Origin of the sequence: Aeromicrobium sp. (assembly GCF_050700635.1) — a bacterium.
Lineage (GTDB): Bacteria > Actinomycetota > Actinomycetes > Propionibacteriales > Nocardioidaceae > Aeromicrobium.
Genome location: NZ_JBOHDT010000151.1, coordinates 1 through 17058 on the forward strand (window position 1 = coordinate 1; position 17058 = coordinate 17058).

At 68.9% G+C, this 17058-nt stretch carries 16 protein-coding genes; 8 read left to right on the forward strand and 8 right to left on the reverse strand.

The window, feature by feature from the left end:
• A partial coding sequence (locus tag ACRDPN_RS11505) for a hypothetical protein (RefSeq protein ID WP_431447801.1) occupies positions 1 to 198 on the forward strand: 198 nt, incomplete at its 5' end.
• Here the strand turns inward: ACRDPN_RS11505 and dmpG are convergent.
• Genes dmpG through ACRDPN_RS11520 form a run of 3 tightly spaced genes read right to left on the reverse strand, consistent with a single transcriptional unit; the run spans position 195 to position 2951 of the window.
• On the reverse strand, positions 195 to 1259 hold the full coding sequence (gene dmpG, locus ACRDPN_RS11510) for a 4-hydroxy-2-oxovalerate aldolase (RefSeq protein WP_431447804.1): 1065 nt from the start codon (positions 1257 to 1259) through the stop codon (positions 195 to 197). The genes ACRDPN_RS11505 and dmpG overlap by 4 nt on opposite strands.
• Positions 1256 to 2152, reverse strand: coding sequence for an acetaldehyde dehydrogenase (acetylating) (locus ACRDPN_RS11515; protein ID WP_431447807.1), 897 nt, complete (start codon positions 2150 to 2152; stop codon positions 1256 to 1258). Before ACRDPN_RS11515 ends, dmpG begins: the two co-directional genes overlap by 4 nt.
• 10 nt (positions 2153 to 2162) lie before the next feature.
• Complete coding sequence (locus ACRDPN_RS11520) at positions 2163 to 2951, reverse strand: 2-keto-4-pentenoate hydratase (protein ID WP_431447810.1); 789 nt, start codon at positions 2949 to 2951, stop codon at positions 2163 to 2165.
• A 54-nt stretch (positions 2952 to 3005) separates the two neighbouring features.
• On the opposite strand from ACRDPN_RS11520, the gene kstD reads away from it, so the two are divergent.
• From kstD to ACRDPN_RS11540, 4 genes are read left to right on the forward strand one after another with little or no spacing between them, the layout of a single operon-like run.
• Positions 3006 to 4688, forward strand: coding sequence for a 3-oxosteroid 1-dehydrogenase (gene kstD / locus ACRDPN_RS11525; RefSeq protein ID WP_431447813.1), 1683 nt, complete (start codon positions 3006 to 3008; stop codon positions 4686 to 4688).
• Positions 4672 to 5535: a MaoC/PaaZ C-terminal domain-containing protein gene (locus ACRDPN_RS11530; protein ID WP_431447816.1), complete on the forward strand. Its 864-nt coding sequence runs from the start codon at positions 4672 to 4674 to the stop codon at positions 5533 to 5535. The genes kstD and ACRDPN_RS11530 overlap by 17 nt, the downstream gene beginning before the upstream one ends.
• Before the next feature lie 51 nt (positions 5536 to 5586).
• Positions 5587 to 6858, forward strand: a complete 1272-nt coding sequence (locus ACRDPN_RS11535; RefSeq protein WP_431447819.1) for a cytochrome P450 — start codon at positions 5587 to 5589, stop codon at positions 6856 to 6858.
• 10 nt (positions 6859 to 6868) lie between these two features.
• Positions 6869 to 7492: a methyltransferase gene (locus tag ACRDPN_RS11540; RefSeq protein ID WP_431447822.1), complete on the forward strand. Its 624-nt coding sequence runs from the start codon at positions 6869 to 6871 to the stop codon at positions 7490 to 7492.
• Positions 7493 to 7508: 16 nt separating this feature from the next.
• Here the strand turns inward: ACRDPN_RS11540 and ACRDPN_RS11545 are convergent, their stop codons facing one another.
• The 4 genes from ACRDPN_RS11545 to ACRDPN_RS11560 are packed head-to-tail and all read right to left on the reverse strand — an operon-like array spanning position 7509 to position 12835.
• Positions 7509 to 8201, reverse strand: a complete 693-nt coding sequence (locus ACRDPN_RS11545) for a sortase domain-containing protein (protein WP_431447825.1) — start codon at positions 8199 to 8201, stop codon at positions 7509 to 7511.
• A 31-nt stretch (positions 8202 to 8232) separates the two neighbouring features.
• A complete protein-coding gene (locus tag ACRDPN_RS11550) occupies positions 8233 to 9399 on the reverse strand; it encodes a lipid-transfer protein (RefSeq protein ID WP_431447828.1) in 1167 nt (388 codons plus the stop codon).
• A complete protein-coding gene (locus tag ACRDPN_RS11555) occupies positions 9396 to 10700 on the reverse strand; it encodes an OB-fold domain-containing protein (protein WP_431447831.1) in 1305 nt (434 codons plus the stop codon). The genes ACRDPN_RS11550 and ACRDPN_RS11555 overlap by 4 nt, the downstream gene beginning before the upstream one ends.
• On the reverse strand, positions 10697 to 12835 hold the full coding sequence (locus ACRDPN_RS11560) for an acyl-CoA dehydrogenase (RefSeq protein ID WP_431447834.1): 2139 nt from the start codon (positions 12833 to 12835) through the stop codon (positions 10697 to 10699). The genes ACRDPN_RS11555 and ACRDPN_RS11560 overlap by 4 nt, the downstream gene beginning before the upstream one ends.
• 85 nt (positions 12836 to 12920) lie before the next feature.
• Between ACRDPN_RS11560 and ACRDPN_RS11565 the strand changes: the two genes are divergently transcribed.
• Positions 12921 to 13844: an alpha/beta fold hydrolase gene (locus tag ACRDPN_RS11565; RefSeq protein WP_431447837.1), complete on the forward strand. Its 924-nt coding sequence runs from the start codon at positions 12921 to 12923 to the stop codon at positions 13842 to 13844.
• Between the two features lie 9 nt (positions 13845 to 13853).
• Positions 13854 to 14447, forward strand: coding sequence for a dihydrofolate reductase family protein (locus tag ACRDPN_RS11570; protein ID WP_431447840.1), 594 nt, complete (start codon positions 13854 to 13856; stop codon positions 14445 to 14447).
• 6 nt (positions 14448 to 14453) lie between these two features.
• Here ACRDPN_RS11570 and ACRDPN_RS11575 read toward each other — a convergent pair whose 3' ends face one another.
• Entirely contained in the window at positions 14454 to 15860 is a 1407-nt protein-coding gene (locus ACRDPN_RS11575) for a WS/DGAT/MGAT family O-acyltransferase (protein ID WP_431447843.1), read from the reverse strand.
• A 65-nt stretch (positions 15861 to 15925) separates the two neighbouring features.
• Here ACRDPN_RS11575 and ACRDPN_RS11580 point away from each other — a divergent pair.
• The coding region (locus ACRDPN_RS11580; RefSeq protein WP_431447846.1) for an alpha/beta hydrolase fold domain-containing protein at positions 15926 to 17058 on the forward strand (1133 nt) is incomplete at its 3' end.

Here is a 17058-nt window from a genome sequence, read left to right on the forward strand (position 1 = left end):
CTGCTGGAGGTCGCCGCCGAGCAGCAGCTCGAGTTCGTCGATCTCATCGCCGTCCAGGGCGCCGACACCTACTGGCACCAGTTTGGCTTCCGTCCGTCCGAGCCGGAAACACAGGCGGCAAAAGCAGCCTACGGCTCGACTGCCGTGTACATGGTCGCGCCAATCGGTGACCTCAGCCTGACTCGCTCACGGACCTAGGCGCTCTTCGCCTTCAGCTGGAGGGCGATGTCGATCAGCTGGTCCTCCTGGCCGCCGATCAGCTTTCGCTGCCCGGCCTCGAGCAGGATCTGCGCGGCGGAGACGTCGTAGCGGGCGGCGGCGTTGTCCGCGTGCCTGAGGAACGAGGAGTAGACCCCGGCGTAGCCGATCATCAGCGCATTCCGGCCGAGGTGGCACTCCTCCGGCATCGCGGGGAGCACGACGTCCTCGGCCGCGTCGACGATCGCCATGAAGTCCACACCGGTGTGCCAGCCGAACTTGTCGGCGACACCGACGAACGCCTCGAGGGGCGTGTTGCCGGCGCCGGCGCCGAACCTGCGCACCGATCCGTCGATCTGGGTGGCTCCGGCGTGCGCGGCGATTACTGTGTTCGCGACCCCGAGACCGAGGTTCTCGTGACCGTGGAAGCCCACCGTCGCAACGTCCCCGATCTCGGCGACCATCGCGGACACCCGGTCGGCTACCGCCTCCATGATCAGCGCGCCGGCCGAGTCGACGACGTACACGCACTGGCAGCCGGCGTCGACCATGATCCGTGCCTGCTTGGCCAGCGCCTCGGGCGGCTGCGTGTGGCTCATCATCAGGAAGCCGACGGTCTCCAGCCCGAGCTCGCGGGCGAGCCCGAAGTGCTGCTGGGAGGTGTCGGCCTCGGTGCAGTGCGTGGCGATCCGGCAGATCTCCGCGCCGTTGCCCTGAGCGGCGCGGATGTCGTCCTTCGTGCCGACGCCGGGGAGCATCAGGAAGGCGATGCGGGCGCGGGTCGCCGTCTCCGCGGCCAGCTTGATCAGGTCCTGCTCGGGCGTCGCGGAGAAGCCGTAGTTGAACGACGATCCGCCGAGGCCGTCGCCGTGGGTCACCTCGATCACCGGGATGCCGGCGGCGTCGAGGGCGCCCACGATGCCGCGCACCTCGTCCGGGACGAACTGGTGCCGCTTGTGGTGCGAGCCATCGCGCAGGCAGGTGTCGGTCAGGCGGAGGTCGAGGTCGCTCTCCGGGTCGGTCTGCGACCAGGTGCGGGTGAGGGTGTTCACATCAGTCATCGGACGATCTCCTTCGCGATCGACTCGCCGACCTGGGCGGCAGCGGCGGTCATGATGTCGAGGTTCCCGGCGTACGGCGGCAGGTAGTCGCCTGCGCCTTCGATTTCCACGAAGATGCTCACCTTCGTCTGGCCGTTCGTCGCCGGGGAGGCGTCGTCGAACTGCGCGTCCTGGAGCAGCCGGTAGCCCGGGACGTACTCCTGGACCTGCTGCGCCATCCGCACCACCGACTCGGAGATGGCGTCGCGGTCGACGTCTGGAGCCACGGCGCAGAAGATCGTGTCCCGCATGATCATCGGCGGGTCCGCGGGGTTGAGGACGATGATCGCCTTGCCGCGCTCCGCGCCACCGATCGTCTCCACGCCGGCGGCGGTCGTGCGGGTGAACTCGTCGATGTTGGCACGGGTGCCGGGCCCGGCGGACGCACTGGAGACGGAGGCGACAATCTCCGCATACGGCAGCGGAGTCACGCGCGAGACCGCGTGCACCATCGGGATGGTGGCCTGCCCGCCGCAGGTGATCATGTTGACGTTGTCGGCAGCCAGGTGTTCCTCGCCGTTGACCGGCGGGATGACCGCCGGCCCGACGGCGGCCGGGGTCAGGTCGATCGCCCTGATGCCGGCCTCGGCGTACCGGGGCGCGTATTCGCGGTGCACGTGCGCCGAGGTCGCCTCGAAGATCAGCTCGGGTAGCTCGTCCTGCTTGAGCAGCCAGTCGACCCCCTCGTGCGAGGCCTCGACGCCGCGCTCACGAGCCAGCTCGAGGCCGTCGGACGTCGGATCGACGCCGATCATCCAGCGCGGCTCGATCACGTCGCTGCGCAACAGCTTGTACAACAGGTCGGTGCCGATGTTTCCGGGACCGACGATGGCCGCGGTGGCCTTGCGGGTCATCACATCTCCCCTATTCGGTGAAGGACAGCCGCACGCTGCCCAGGTCGGTGAACACTGCTTCGAAGTCGTCGCCTGCGTGGGCGTCGATGGCCCGGTGAACGCTGCCCGGCAGGATCACGTGACCTGCCTCGAGCGTCACCCCGAAGGACGCGACCTTCCGCGCGAGCCAGGCGACCGCGGTGACCGGATTGCCGAGGACGGCATCCGAGCGCCCGGCCGCCACCTCCTCGCCGCCGCAGAGCAACCGGGCCTCGATGCCGGTGAGATCGACACTGCCGGGGTCGACCCGGGCCGCGCTGAGGACGAAGCCCGCGCTGGACGCGTTGTCCGCGATGGTGTCCATGATCTTGATGTTCCAGTCGTCGATCCGTGAGTCGATCAGCTCGATGGACGCGGTGACGTGGTCGGTGCAGGCAAGGACGTCGTCCTCGGTGCAGCCCTCGCCCGGAAGGGTCCGGCCGAGAACGAAGGCGACCTCCATCTCCACCCGCGGCATGCAGTAGCGGCCCACACTGACAGGGGTGTCTGAGAAGACCTCCATGTCGGAGAGCAGGTGCCCGTAATCCGGCTCGTCGACGCCCATCATGTCCTGCATCGCCTTGGAGGAGAGTCCCACCTTGTGACCGCGCACGGTCGCCCCCTCCTGGAGGCGGTCGGCGATGTTCAGCAGCTGGATCGTGTAGGAGTCGACGACGTCGAGGTCAGGCCAGGTGTCGCGGAGCGGCGGGACCGGCGCCCGGTCGCGTTCGGCGGTCGCCAGCGTCCGGGCAACGCTTTCTCGCACCTCGTCGGAGAGCATGTGAGCATGGTAGAACCTGTTACAGTTTTGCGATAGTCAGCCCCCGGAGGATCGATGGAAGAGACGTGCGACGTCCTCGTCGTGGGCGCCGGCGGCGCCGGGATGACCGCAGCACTCGCCGCCGCGGAGCACGGCCTCGACACCGTCCTGATCGAGAAGAGTGCCTACTTCGGCGGGTCGACGGCTCGGTCTGGTGGCGGCGTGTGGATTCCCGGCAACAGAGCTCTTCGCTACGCTGGACAAGTCGACGCGGACGACGCCGAGGAGGCACGGCGCTACCTCGAGGCCATCGTCGGTGACGTGGTCCCGAAGGAGCGACGGGACACCTTCCTCGACCGCGGCCCGGAGGTCATGGACTTCCTGCTCGACAAGACACCGGTGCGCTTCGCGTGGGTCCCCGAGTACTCCGACTACCTGCCCGAGCGGCCCGGCGGCCGACCGCGTGGGCGCACGGTGGAACCGGTGCCGATGGACGGCCGGATCATCGGCGCCGAGCTGGAGCGACTGCACCCGGCGTACACCAAGGCGCCGGCGAACCTGATCGTCACCCAAGCCGACTTCCGCAAGATCAGCCTCGGCCCCCTGCGCACTCTCCGAGGCACGCTGACCATGCTGCGGGTGCTGTTCAACCGGATGGTCAGCACGTTCCGCGGCCGACGGATGTACGCGATGGGCAACGCACTGACGATCAGCCTGCGCAAGGCCCTGATGGATGCCGATGTCCCGGTCCACTACGAGACCCCCCTGACCGGGCTCGTCGTTGAGGGCGGCCGGGTGGTGGGAGTGCGCGCCGAGCGCGACGGCGCCGAGATCGTCATTCGCGCCCGCCGGGGTGTCATCCTCGGATCCGGCGGCTTTGAGAAGAACGACACCCTGAGGGAGAAGTACCTTCCCACCCCCACCGAAGCCGTCTGGAGCACCGCGGCCGCCAGCAACACCGGCGCCGGCATCGAGGCCGGTATAGCCGTCGGCGCCGCCGTCGACCTGATGGACGATGCCTGGTGGGGCCCCACGATCCCACTCCCGCGCGGCCCGTGGTTCTGCCTCGCGGAGCGCAACCTCCCCGGTTCGATCATCGTGAACTCCGCGGGCCGGCGGTTCATGAACGAGGCGCTGCCCTACGTGGAGGCGACCCACGCGATCTACGCGGGCGAGGCCACCGGGGTCCCACACGTCCCCGCGTGGATGATCATGGACCAGCGCTACCGCAACCGGTACCTCTTCGCCGGCCTCTCCCCGCGGCAGCCGTTCCCGGTGCGCTGGTACAAGCACGGCGTGGTGCATCGGGCCGACACGCTCGGCGATCTCGCCGCGAAGATCGGCGTGCCGACCGGCGCCCTGATGAAGACCGTCCATCGGTTCAACGGGTTCGCCGCATCCGGCGTCGACGAGGACTTCCACCGGGGCGAGAGCGCCTACGACCGCTACTACGCGGACCCGCGGGTGAAGCCGAACCCGTCGCTGCACAACATCTCCCGTGCGCCGTTCTACGCGGTGAAGATCGTTCCCGGCGACCTCGGCACCAAGGGCGGGATCGTCACCGACGAGCATGCGCGGGCGCTTCGTCCGGACGGGTCCGTGATCGAGGGCCTGTACGCCGCGGGCAACTGTTCTTCTGCCGTCATGGGACATACGTACGCCGGTCCGGGCGCCACCATCGGGCCGGCCCTCACGTTCGGCTACCTGGCCGCAGAGGACATTGCTCGATCGGTAGGGGCCCATGCCGATCGATCCTGACTTCGCCGTCGGTGCCGAGGTCGGAACGCAGGAGTTCGCGTGGACGAGCAGCGACGTGCTGCTCTACCACCTCGCCGTCGGTGCACAGGACCTGAGCTACACGCTCGAGACCCCTGTGCTCGACGGTGGGGGCCTCCAGGTGCTGCCGAGCTTCGCCGTGGTGGCGCCGACTTTCCACGCCACCGAGCCGCCGAGCCTCAACCTGCCCGGGTGCGACCTCAACCTGGCCCAGGTCGTCCATGGATCCCAGGAGGTCCGGGTCAACGGTCCGTTGCCACCTGAAGGTTCGGCCCGGTTGACGACCCGCATCATCGACGTCTGGGACAAGGGCAAGGCCGCGGTGATCTGGCAGGAGGGCGTGGCCACCGGCCCGGACGACAGCGAGCTGTGGCGCGTCCGATCCTCGATCTTCGTCAAGGGTGAGGGCGGCTGGGGTGGCGAGCGGGGCGAGAGCACCACGGTCGCCGTGCCGGACCGGGCGCCGGATGCCTCCACGACATACACGGTGACACCGCAGCAGGCGCTGCTCTACCGGCTCTGCGGCGACCGCAACCCACTGCACGCTGACCCGGAGTTCGCCAAGGCGGCCGGCTTCGCGGCGCCGATCCTGCACGGGCTCTGCACCTACGCCATCGTGCTGCGTGAGGTCATCGACCTCCTGCTCGACGGGGACGCCACCGCCGTCGGCAGCTTCAGCGCCAGGTTCGCCGGAGTGGTGTTTCCGGGCGAGACCATCGCGGTCAACACGTGGGACGAGCCCGAGGGCATAGTGGTCAGCGCAACGGTCGGCGACGACGCCCGTCCAGCCCTGTCCGACTGCCGGGCGGTTGTCTCGGATCCGAGATAGATGTTGCGGTGCAGGGGCGGTCAGGCCCGGTCGCATGCCGGAGAATGAGGCATGAGCACCGCCCCCGACAGTCGCCCCGACACCGTGACGTTCTTCGAGCTCGCCGACACCTCCTTCGACGTGACATCACCGGTCGTGCACGAAGCACGCGAGCGCGACTGGTACGTGCACACCAGCTACGGCTTCGCCGTGCTCCGTTATGCCGAGGCCAACGCCATCCTCAAGGACCGCCGCTTCCAACAGGGAAACGCGAAGTGGCCGGAGCAGAACGGCGTCCATGACGGGCCGTTCCAGAGCTGGTGGGGCAACACGCTGCTGTCACTCGAGGGTGCAGACCACATGCGGATCCGACGACTGCTGTTCCCGGCCTTCAAGAAGGATCCGATCGCCGCGATGGCTCCACGGTTTCAGCAGATCGCCAACGAGCTCATCGACGGATTCGCGCCCCGGGGCGACGTGGAGTTCGTCTCAGAGTTCGCCGAGCCCTACTCCTCGCGAATCATCTGCGGCCTGCTCGGCCTGCCCGACAGCGAGTGGCCGCAGGTCGCGCACTGGGCCGACGACCTCGGCAAGTCGTTCGGGGTGAACCTGCATGCCGACCTGCCACGCATCGAGGCCGCCCTCGATGGGCTCTACGGGTACGTCGACCAGGTCATCGCAGACCGGGCCGCGCGACCCACCGGTGACTTGGTCAGCCAGCTGGTCGCTGCTCAGCAGGAGGAGAAGCTGTCCGCCGAGGAGCTCGGCGTCGCGCTCGTCTTCCTGGTCTTCGCCGGCATGGAGACGACCCGCAACCAGCTCACCCTCGCGTTGCAGACCTTCTTCCGGCACCCCGAGCAGTGGCAACTCCTCGCGGCGCGTCCGGAGCTGGGTCGCAACGCGGTCGAGGAGATCATGCGAATCAACCCCACAGTCACGTGGATCACCCGCGAGGCTCTGGAGGACGTCGAGATCAACGGACTGCACATCCCGGCAGGCTCGATCGTGCAGCTGCTCTCCCACTCCACCGGCACCGACCCTCGGGCCATGCCCGACACCGGTTTCGACATCACGTCGCCGCGACCGATGCACATGGGATTCGGCGGCGGAGTGCATCACTGCCTCGGCCACTTCGTCGCACGCATCGACATGTCGATCGCACTGCCTCTCCTGGCGATGCGGATGCCGGACGCGGTCCCCGACGGCCCTGGCGAGTGGCTACCTGTGTCAGGCAACACCGGTGCGATCCGGTTCCCGATCCGGTTCACTCCCGAGCGGGAACCCCCGGTCCGATCGAACTTCCCCCGCCGACCAGCTGGTGACGAGGGCTTGACCCAGACCTAGGCTCGGCGTCATGAAACGCCAACCGATCCCTCACCCCGGCGGTTCGCCGAACGCGCGCACCGTCGCGTCGTACGAACAGATTGCCGACGACTATGCCCGCGAGACCGCTGGAGCCGGTGTCCTGTCCGGCGGGCTCACACGTCTGGCCGAGACGGTCCCAGCCGGTCATGTCTTGGAGATCGGCTCCGGCCCCGGGTGGGATGCCGATGCCCTCGAGGAGGCTGGGCTGACGGTCCGCCGCACCGACATCACACAGGCATTCATCGAGTTCCAGCGCGCCCGCGGCAAGGTCGTCGACCGGCTGGACGCGATCAACGACGACGTCGGCGGTCCCTACGATGCCGTCGTGACGCTCCACGTTCTCCAGCACGTGGAGCAGGACGATCTGCCTGCGGTGCTGACGAAAGTTGCCGGTGCCTTGCGACCTGGCGGCCGATTCCTCGTCTCCATCCCGCTCGGCGAAGGCGCAGGTTGGGAGGTCGGCGAGTCCGGCAATCGCTACTACCGGGCGCTCCGGTCCGAGGCGGAGTTCATCGCCGCATTGGCGCAAGCTGGGCTCAAGTCGGAGTGGACGGAACGGTCCGTCCACGACGAGGAGACCGGCTGGCTCTGCGTGCTGGCTCAGCTGCGCTAGCCCAGGGCGACGCAGGTCATCGCGGCTTGGTGGCGACGAGCTGTCCGATCTTGTCGACGCGGTGCTCTGGATTGCCGAACTTGTCGGACCAGAAGTTGCCGGCGGCATGGTCCTCGCGAGTGAGGCACGTCGAGAGCGTGATGTAGGCGCGATCCGCGACGGCTCGTGGCTTCCCGGGAACCTCGGCACGCTGCCTCGCGAGCGAGGCTGGTGAGCGGAAAGACGTCTTCCGTGTCTTGGTCACCTCATAGACATAGCGGACGTCGCCGGTCTCGACCACGACGCGGTCGCCGCGCCGTAGACGCGGCAGCTTGAGGAACGCCTGGGTGGAGGACAGCCGGTGCGCCGTCACCTGATAGTTGCCGATCCCTCCGGGGCCGACTCCCCCGTCCGGTCCGTGCGGACTGGCGGCACGACCCCGATTCTGGATCACGGTTCCACGCCTGTCGTCGGTGAACCCTCGGTAGGCGACAACCCGCAGGTCGTCGACACCGATCGCCGGGATCGTCAGGCGGGCGTTGCGAGGCCGACCGTCACTGGTCGCCGGCCCCGCAGGCGTAGCCGTCGACGTCGGCTCGGTCGACGGTGATCTGGTGATGGTCGGCGCGTTGCTCTTCTCCGGCCTGACGACCTGCTCGGCGCAGGACACCAGCGCACCGAATGACACGGCGGCCACCACGACGCCACGGATCGTTCGCACCGACGACACATCTTCATCTTGTCGCGGAGGAACAAGGCGATCACCCACCGAGGATGAGCCCGGAGGTGGGTACGCCCGTGCCCGCCGTGACCAGGACGTGCTGGGCGCCCGCCACTTGGTTCACTGAAGTCCCGCGCAGCTGACGGACCGCCTCGGCGATGCCGTTCATCCCGTGGATGTAGGCCTCGCCGACCTGGCCGCCGTGGGTGTTGACCGGTAGCCGGCCGTCGATCTCGATCACCCCGTCGGCGATGAAGTCCTTCGCCTCACCGCGGCCGCAGAAGCCGAGCTCCTCCAGCTGCATGAGGACGTACGGTGTGAAGTGGTCGTAGAGGACCGCCGTCTCGATGTCGGCCGGTGCCAGGCCGGACTGCCGCCACAGGTCACGACCGACGACCCCCATCTCGGGGATGCCGATGTCGTCGCGGTAGTACGACGTCATCACGAACTGGTCGGCGGCGCTGCCCTGGGCCGCGGCCACGATGGGCACCGCGCCGGCCCGGTGGTCTCGCGCCCGCTCGGTGGACGTGACGACGATCGCGACCGCCCCGTCGCTCTCCTGGCAGCAGTCCAGTAGGCGCAGCGGGTCGGCGATCATCCGGGAGCTCTGGTGGTCCTCGAGGGTGATCGGGCGCTCGTAGAAGAAGGCCGCCGGGTTCGTGGCCGCGTGCCGGCGGTCCGCCACCGCGACCCGGCCGAAGTCCGCAGACGTGGCGCCGTACTCGTGCATGTAGCGACGGGCCTGCATGGCCACCGTGGCCGCCGGCGTGGACAGGCCGTGCGGATGGGTCCAGGCATTGTCCAGCCCGTTGGTGTTCACCTGCGCGGTCGCCGCGCTCTGCACCTGGCCGAAACGCTGGCCGGACCGCTCGTTGAAGCCCCGATAGGCCACGACGACGTCGGCCATCCCGGTGGCGACCGCCATCGCAGCCTGCTGCACCGTCGCGCACGCCGCGCCCCCGCCGTAGCTGATCCGGCTGAAGAAGCGCAGCTCGCCGATGGCCAGTTCGCGGGCCAGCGCGATCTCGGCGGTCGAGTCCATGGTGAACGTGACGAGGCCGTCGACGTCGGCGGCCTCGAGCCCGGCGTCAGCGAGCGCCGCGAGCGTCGCCTCGGCCGACAGCTGAAGCTCCGAGCGCCCCGAGTCCTTCGAGAACTCGGTCGCGCCGATCCCGGCGATCGACGCCGCGCCGCTGAATCCGCTCACGGCAGCCTCACCTCGAGGCGGGCGTTCACATGGGTGCCGAGCGAGACACGGCCGGTGACGTCGATCGTGGTCACCCCGTCGCTCGCGGACACCACGTCTCCGGTGAAGCGGAGGGTGTCGTACGGATGCGCCGGCGCGCCGAGGCACAAGGCGCATGACAGCACCTGCGTCTGCGGCCCGGCCCAATCCGTGACGTAGCGGTGCACCAGCCCGGTGGTGCTGAGGATGTTCAGGAAGATGTCCTTGCTGCCGTGCCCCATCGCCAGGTCACGGTCGTGGTGGACGTCCTGGAAGTCGCGGGTGCCCAGCGCCGTCGACACCACGAGGGTCGGCGCGATCGGCAGCTCCCAGACCGGGATGTCGGACGACTCCTCGGACTCGGCCGCAGCCTTCGGCTCATCGCCGGGCCGTCGCCACTGCGCCAGGGTGAGGTCGTCGTCGATGCGGTCGAACCAGACCTCGACCTCCTCGCCGATCGCGACGTCGCCGTCGACCTCGCCGACCAACCGGACGCCCTCGTCGAGCTCGACCAGCGCCAGCGTGAGGGGCAGCTGCTTGCCCGGCACGATGGGCGCGTGATGGACGAGGAACGAGTGCACCCGGCCGCGGCCGGACGCCGTGACGTAGCCGCGGTCCATCGCGTGGCACGACGGGCACACCGGCCCGGGCGGGTGCCGGAGCATGCCGCACTTGTTGCACTTCTGGATCCGCAGCTCGCCCTTCGCCGTGCCCTCCCAGAAGTAGGCCGAGTCACGATTGACGAGAGGCCGTACCGTCTTCGACCGATCGACCGTCGGACGTCCGGTGCCGGGCTTGAACTTGAGCACCCGGAACATCATCGACGCGACTTCCTCGGGTGCCTCCTCGGGGCCGACGGTCCAGGTGTTGCGGGTCGTGACGAAGTAGCCCTCGCCGACGGCAGTGTGCTTCGGGCCGACGACGTCCTCGAGCCGTGAGCTGATCCGGACCAGTTCACCGGGTCGCAGCGTCCGGGCATACGTCTGGTCACAGTTGGTGCCGAGCACCGACGTGTAGCCAGCCTCGTCGAGGACCACCATGGTGTCCCAGAGCGGTTCACCTGGTGGGCGATCTGGGTTGAGTCCGGGCATCGTCCACACCTGAGCCATCGCCGGCGGCGCTTCGCAGTCGGGTCCGGGCTGCCACCGCGGGTTGGCGTCGCCGATCGCCTCGGCCCAGTGCCGGATCATCGGCTCGTTCACGGGGTCACGGCCCTCGCGAGCCGGGCTATAACCGCGCGCCTTGATCTCCTCGACGCGCTTCTGGATGTCCTCGTCATTCATCGGGGCACCCTGGGGAGGTCGAGTCCGAACATGGCAATCAGCTCGCGCTGCACCTCGTTGACCCCGCCGCCGAAGGAGAGCACCAGGTTCCGCTTGGCGGTCGCGTCGAGAGACTCGGCCAGCCGACCGGTCGCGGGATCGGCAGGGTCGCCGTACGCCGTCACCACGTCCGCGAGCGCCAGCCCCAGCCGCTGCACCTCGTCACTGGCGAACACCTTGGACGTCGACGCGTCGGCCACCACCACCCGGTCGGAGGCCGATGCCTGGGCGACCGCCCAGTTGAGCAGCTCATTCACCCGGAACGACGCCGTGGCCCGCGCCAGAGTGTCGCGGACCCACGGGACCTGCAGCACCGGGGTGCCGTCCGGGCCGACGCGGTCCTGACCCCAGTCGAGCACCAGGTCGCGGAGCCCCTCGATCCTGCCGGCGGGACCGAGCATGACCCGCTCGTGGTTGAGCTGCGTCGTGATCAGCTGCCAGCCGCGGTTCTCCTCCCCGACGAGCATGTCGACCGGCACCCGCACGTCGTTGTAGTACGTCGCGTTCGTGTGGTGGGAGCCGTCGCTGGTGACGATGGGCGTCGACGAGTAGCCCGGGTCACGCGTGTCGACGATGAGGATCGAGATGCCTTGGTGCGGAGGCGCATCGGGGTCCGTACGCACGGCCAGCCAGACGTAGTCAGCAGCGTGACCGCCAGTCGTCCACATCTTCTGGCCGTTCACGACGTAGTGGTCGCCGTCCCGGCGGGCGGTGGTGCGCATCGACGCCAGGTCGGTGCCGGCGTCGGGTTCGCTGTAGCCGATCGCGAAGTGCACCTCTCCCGCCACGATGTCGGCGAGGAACATCTCCTTCTGCTTCTCGGTGCCGTAGGCCTGCAGGGTCGGCCCGACGGTCTGCAGGGTCACCGACGGAAGATGGACGTCCGCCCGTGCTGCCTCGTTGACGAACGCCTGCTGCTCGATGCCGCCGCGCCCCTGACCGCCGTACTCCTGGGGCCAGCCGACGCCCATCCACCCGTCCGCGCCCAGCTGCTTGATGATCCGGTGGTACGCCGGCCCGTGCCGGTCGGTTCGCATCTCGTCGCGATCGGCGTCACTGGCCAGACCGGTGAGATAGGCACGGGCCTCCTGCTTGAAGGCGCGTTGCTCCGCGGTCAGCTCGGCGTTCTTGCCCGCGGTCTCCGTGATCGGCACGTCGGCCAGGGTGGTCGGCCCACCGAGGTGACGGACGATGTCGCGGACCCGCGCGAAGTAGCGGGCCATCGGGTAGGTCTCGTCGACGCCCATGCCGCCATGGAGGTGCTGGCAGGTCTGCATCACACCGGATGCCCGATCGGCGAACCAGTACGCAGCGACCGCCAGGTCGTCGGAAGCCGGATCGCCGGCGTCGAGCCGGCGGGCGACCTCGTCGGCCGTCAGCGTGAACGTCCGAGACGCGATGTACACGTCCGCGATCTGCTGGGCGACGGCCTGGAACTCCGCGAGCGCGCGACCAAACTGGCGCCGGTCGCGGATGTAACCGGCGGTCAGGTCGCGGGCGCCTTCGACCACCCCCGCACCGAGGGCGGCCAGGCCAGCGATGGCGTGGCTGCGCACCACGTCGGCGTCGAGCGTCCCGAGTACAGGTGCGGAGTCGAAGGTGTACGTGGCCTCGGTCGCGCCACGGGAGGTTCCGGTGTCGGTACGACTCACGCCCGCGCCCTCAGGATCGACCACTGAAATGACGTCATCTGCCGAGACCAGCAGCAGCGTCGTGCCGTCGAGCACGGGTACGCCGATCTTGGTCCCGGTGACGCTCTCACCACCAAATGTCGCGAGTCCGCGGAGCGCCGGCGACAACAGCAGGTCGCCGGACACGATCCTCGGGATCAGTTCGGTCTGCAGGTCTTCGGAACCCGACCGGACGAGCGGCAGCAGACCGCAGGCCAGCGTCTCCCACACCGGAAGCTCCACCGCGCGGCGGCCCACCTCGTGCAGCAGCACGGCGACCTCGACCAGGCCCAGGTCCTCGCCTCCGTGCTCCTTCGGGGCGGCCAGCGAGAGCAGCCCGGCCTCCTGAAGGGCGCGCCAGGACCCGTCGCCGCGATCGAGCACGTCGCCGACGACGGAGCGCACTTCGTCGAGCACCGAGTCCACACAGTCTCCTTTCGAGTGGCGTGCTTACCCACGGAAACTATAACGTGTTCTAGTCTCGTGGATACCGCCCGGAGAGGAGAGACTCATGCCGGATCCGGTTCAGCTGTCCCTCCGGGCCCTCCGAGGCCATCTGCCCGACCTCCCGCCCGTGGATCTGCCGGACGGACGCTGGCTGGAGCTCCCCCGCCGCGGCCGCACCTGGCTCACCGATGTTCCCGGGCCGACCCCGGACGCGCCCACGATCATCCTCCTGCACGCCATCAGCTGCACAGGCCTGCTGACCTGGTTCCCCTCGATCCCGCCCTTGGCGGAGCGCTACCGGGTGATCACCTTCGACCAGCGGTGGCACGGACGCGGCATCACGTCCGAACGGTTCCTGGTCTCGGACTGCGCCGACGACGTGGCCGCCGTGGTCGACGAGCTGGGCCTCGACCGCCCCCTCATCGCCGGCTATTCCATGGGATCCGTGATCGCGCAGCGAGTGTGGCGACAGCATCCCGACACAGTCGGCGGGCTCCTCCTCGCCGCCAGCACCGACCACTTCCGCACCAACGGACGCGAACGCGTCTTTCACGCGGGCATGGAGGTGGGGATGGGCCTGACCGCGACGCTGTCGAGATCGAAGGTGGTCACCCGTGCCAGCGCGTCCGCCGTCGAGGCGCTCGACGCCGACACGTCCGACACGGCTCGCTGGGCGATGAACCAGTGGCGCTCGAGCAGCCCGTGGGCGGTCGGCCAGGCGGTGGCGTCCCTCGGCCGTCACCACTCCACCCCGTGGCTGTCGAACATCGACGTGCCGACCGCCGTCGTCGTCACCACTCGCGACCTGGTGCTGCCACCAGATCGCCAGCGCGACCTGGCCGCGCGGATCCCGGGCGCCACGGTGCACGAAGCCGCGTGCGGGCACGCGGGCTGCGTCCTCGAGCACAAAGCCTTCGTGCCGGCCCTCCTCGAGGCGACCCACGTCACCATGGCGCGGATGCGAGACCACGACCGGGCGCGTACCTAAACTGACGCAATGGGTGAGATCCACGTCAACATGAACGTCACGCTCGACGGCGTGATCCAGGCCAACGGCGGCCCCAACGAGCAGGACGCGGGCTTCGAGTACGCCGGCTGGGAGCGTCCGTACGGGGATGAGGAGTCCGGCGCACAGTTCGTCGCGGACGTGCAGGAATCCGACGCGCTGCTGCTGGGTCGCACGACATACGACATCTTCCGCTCCTACTGGCCGAATCAGTCCGACGAGATCGGGCAGGCCTTCAACCGCGTGCCCAAGTACGTCGCGTCCCGCGGCACGCCGGAGCTGTCCTGGGAATCCACCACCCAGATCACCGACGCGGGCGCCGAGGTCGGAGACTTGCGAGAGCGGCATGAGCAGATCCACATGTGGGGCAGCGGGAACCTGCTGCAGACCCTGTTCCGCGAAGGCCTGGTCGACCAGGTGAACATGTGGGTGTGTCCTGTGGTGATCGGGACCGGCAAGAAGCTCTTCCCCGACGGCACGGCAGCCATGCGGTTCGAGCTCGCCGAGCCGCCCAGGTCGTTTCCAGCCGGGGCGATGCTGGCGCGCTACCGGCGCCTCGAGGGTCACCCGGAGACGGTGGAGTAGCCAGTCTCAGGCGTCGTCCAGCACGGCGGCTCGCATCGCCTCGAGCTCAGCCGGGAACTGGTCGACCAGGTCCCACACGCGCGGCATGAGCTCGCTGCACGCGATGGCGCCGATGTGCATCTCCCCGTTGTTGCTCATCACGGTGATGTTCAGCCCGGCACCGTGGAAGACCGGGCCGAGCGGGTAGAGCGCGTCGATCCTGGCGCCCAGGAAGTACAACGGCAGCGGCGGTCCGGGGACGTTCGAGATGACCAGGTTGTGGATCACCGGCCCCCTCTCGGCGAGCCGGAGGTCGGACACCATGCGGACCGCCAGGCCGAACGTCCGCGGGGCCGCGAACTCCGCCCACTCCTGCAATGTGTCTGCCGGGACGGCCTGGTGATGGTCCTTGGCGTTCGCGTTCGCCTCGGACATCGCGGTGATCCGCTTGCGAGGGTCCTCGATGTCGGTGCCGAGCCGGCAGAAGATCGACGACACCTTGTTGCGACCGCCGGTCGTGGACTCCTCGCGCACCGACACGGGAACGCTGGCGAGCAGCGAGGTGGCCGGCAGCTCGCCGCGATCCTGGAGGTAGCGGCGGAGCGCGCCCCCACTGAGCGCCAGCACCACATCGTTGACGGTCGCTCCGGGGATCGCGTTCTTGATCTCCTTGATGGCATCCAACGAGATATCGGTGAACGCGATCGACCGGTGACCGGTGACGGTGCCGTTGAACGAGGTGCGTGGGGCGGTCAACGGCGCGGCCATCGCCGTACCCTGACGCGCCCGGATGGCACTCTCCACAAGGGTTCGCACCGTCGGTGGCACCAGCTTGGCCAGCTGCCACGGCTTGGCCGCGGTCGCCACCACTCCGCGGCCGACCAGCTCGAGGTCGGAGGGCACGCGCGGATGTGCGGCCGCACCCGGCGCGGTCTCGGTCTCGAGCGGCGGTGCGTCGGGCTCCAGGCTGCACAGGTAGGACATGATGCTCGACCCCGAGACCCCGTCGACGGATGCGTGGTGCATCTTCGAGAACACCGCGATCTGACCGTTGGCCATGCCCTCGATCACGTACATGTCCCAGAGCGGCCGTGACCGGTCCAGCGGGATGCCGGCGAGGTGCCCGGCGACCTCGGACAACTCACGCTCGCCTCCGGGCGCCGGCACGGAGAACCGGTGTAGGTGCCGGTCGATGTCGAACTCCTCGTCGATCACCCACACGGGGAAGTCGATCCGTCCGGGGACCAGCTTGAGCTTGCGGTTGAACATCGCGATGTCCGAGACGCGCCTGGACAGCTCCTGCTTGAAGTCGTCGAAGTCGTAACCGCCGGGGATGGTCTCGGGATCGACCATGATGAGCCCGCAGACGTGCATCAGCTGGGCGCCGCTCTCCAGGTACAGGAAGCTGGCGTCGAGCCCGCTGAGTCGATCCATGGCCCGTATCCTAACGTTGCCTAGAACCTGTTCTACCCAGAGATCCGGCGCAGTGAGGAGCACACATGTCCGCGGGGTTCGCCCATCGCCAGGTCGCGCTTGCCGCGCTGGCCCTGAACGCGGTCCGGCCGCTGCCGGGTCGCTGGGCCGGGATCCCTGCGTTCGCACTCGGCTGGCCGGTCAGCGAGCTGGCTCCCCATCTGCTGGGTGCCACCATCCTCGACACCGCGGCCGAGCTGACCGTGCGTCGGCGCACCTCTGCCCCGTCGGCCACGGGACTGGTCGCGGCAGCCGCGGCGGCCGGGCTCCTGGCGTATTCGATTGCCGGCGCGCGGCGTGTGGGCACCGAGCTCGACGACGCGCTCCGCAAGAGCATCGGCGAGAACTACCTGACCGACCTGGACCTCCCCGGACCGGTCGACCTGCGCCTGCCGCGGGGATCGGTTACCCGGCCGTTCCGCTTTCGTCAGCACGACGTGGAGGTGCTCCGCAACGTCTCGTACACCGAGGGCGGACGGCGCGCCCGGCTGGACATCTACCGGCCCAAATCCAACCAGTACAGCGACGCCGACCTGAGCGGTGCGCCGGTGCTGATCCAGATCCACGGCGGCGGCTGGACGATCGGCGCCAAGGAGCAGCAGGGGCTGCTGCTGATGAACCGAATGGCGCAGCAGGGCTGGATCTGCGTCTCCTCCAACTACCGGCTCGCCCCCAAGCACTCCTTCCCTACCCAGATCGTCGACGTGAAGCGAGCGATCGCCTGGGTCCACGAGAACATCGAGCAGTACGGCGGCGACCCGTCGTACGTCGCCATCACCGGTGGATCGGCAGGCGGTCACCTGGCCGCTCTGGCTGCGCTCACTCCAGGCCTGCGGGACTACCAGCCCGGCTTCGAGGACGCGGACACGTCGATTTCCGCGTGCGTCCCCTTCTACGGCGTCTACGACCTCGCCGGCCTGACCGAGACCCAGGCTGCCATCGACATGAGGGACCGCTTCCTCGGCCCGAGGGTGTTCCACAAGGACCCACGGACCGACCTCGACGACTTCGTCCAGGCCTCGCCACTGGCCCACGTCGACGAGCACACGCCCGACTTCTTCGTGATCCATGGGCGCAACGACACCCTGGCGCCGGTGCACCAAGCGCGCGACTTCGTCGCCGCCCTCCGGGAGTGGTCGGACGCGACGGTGACCTACGC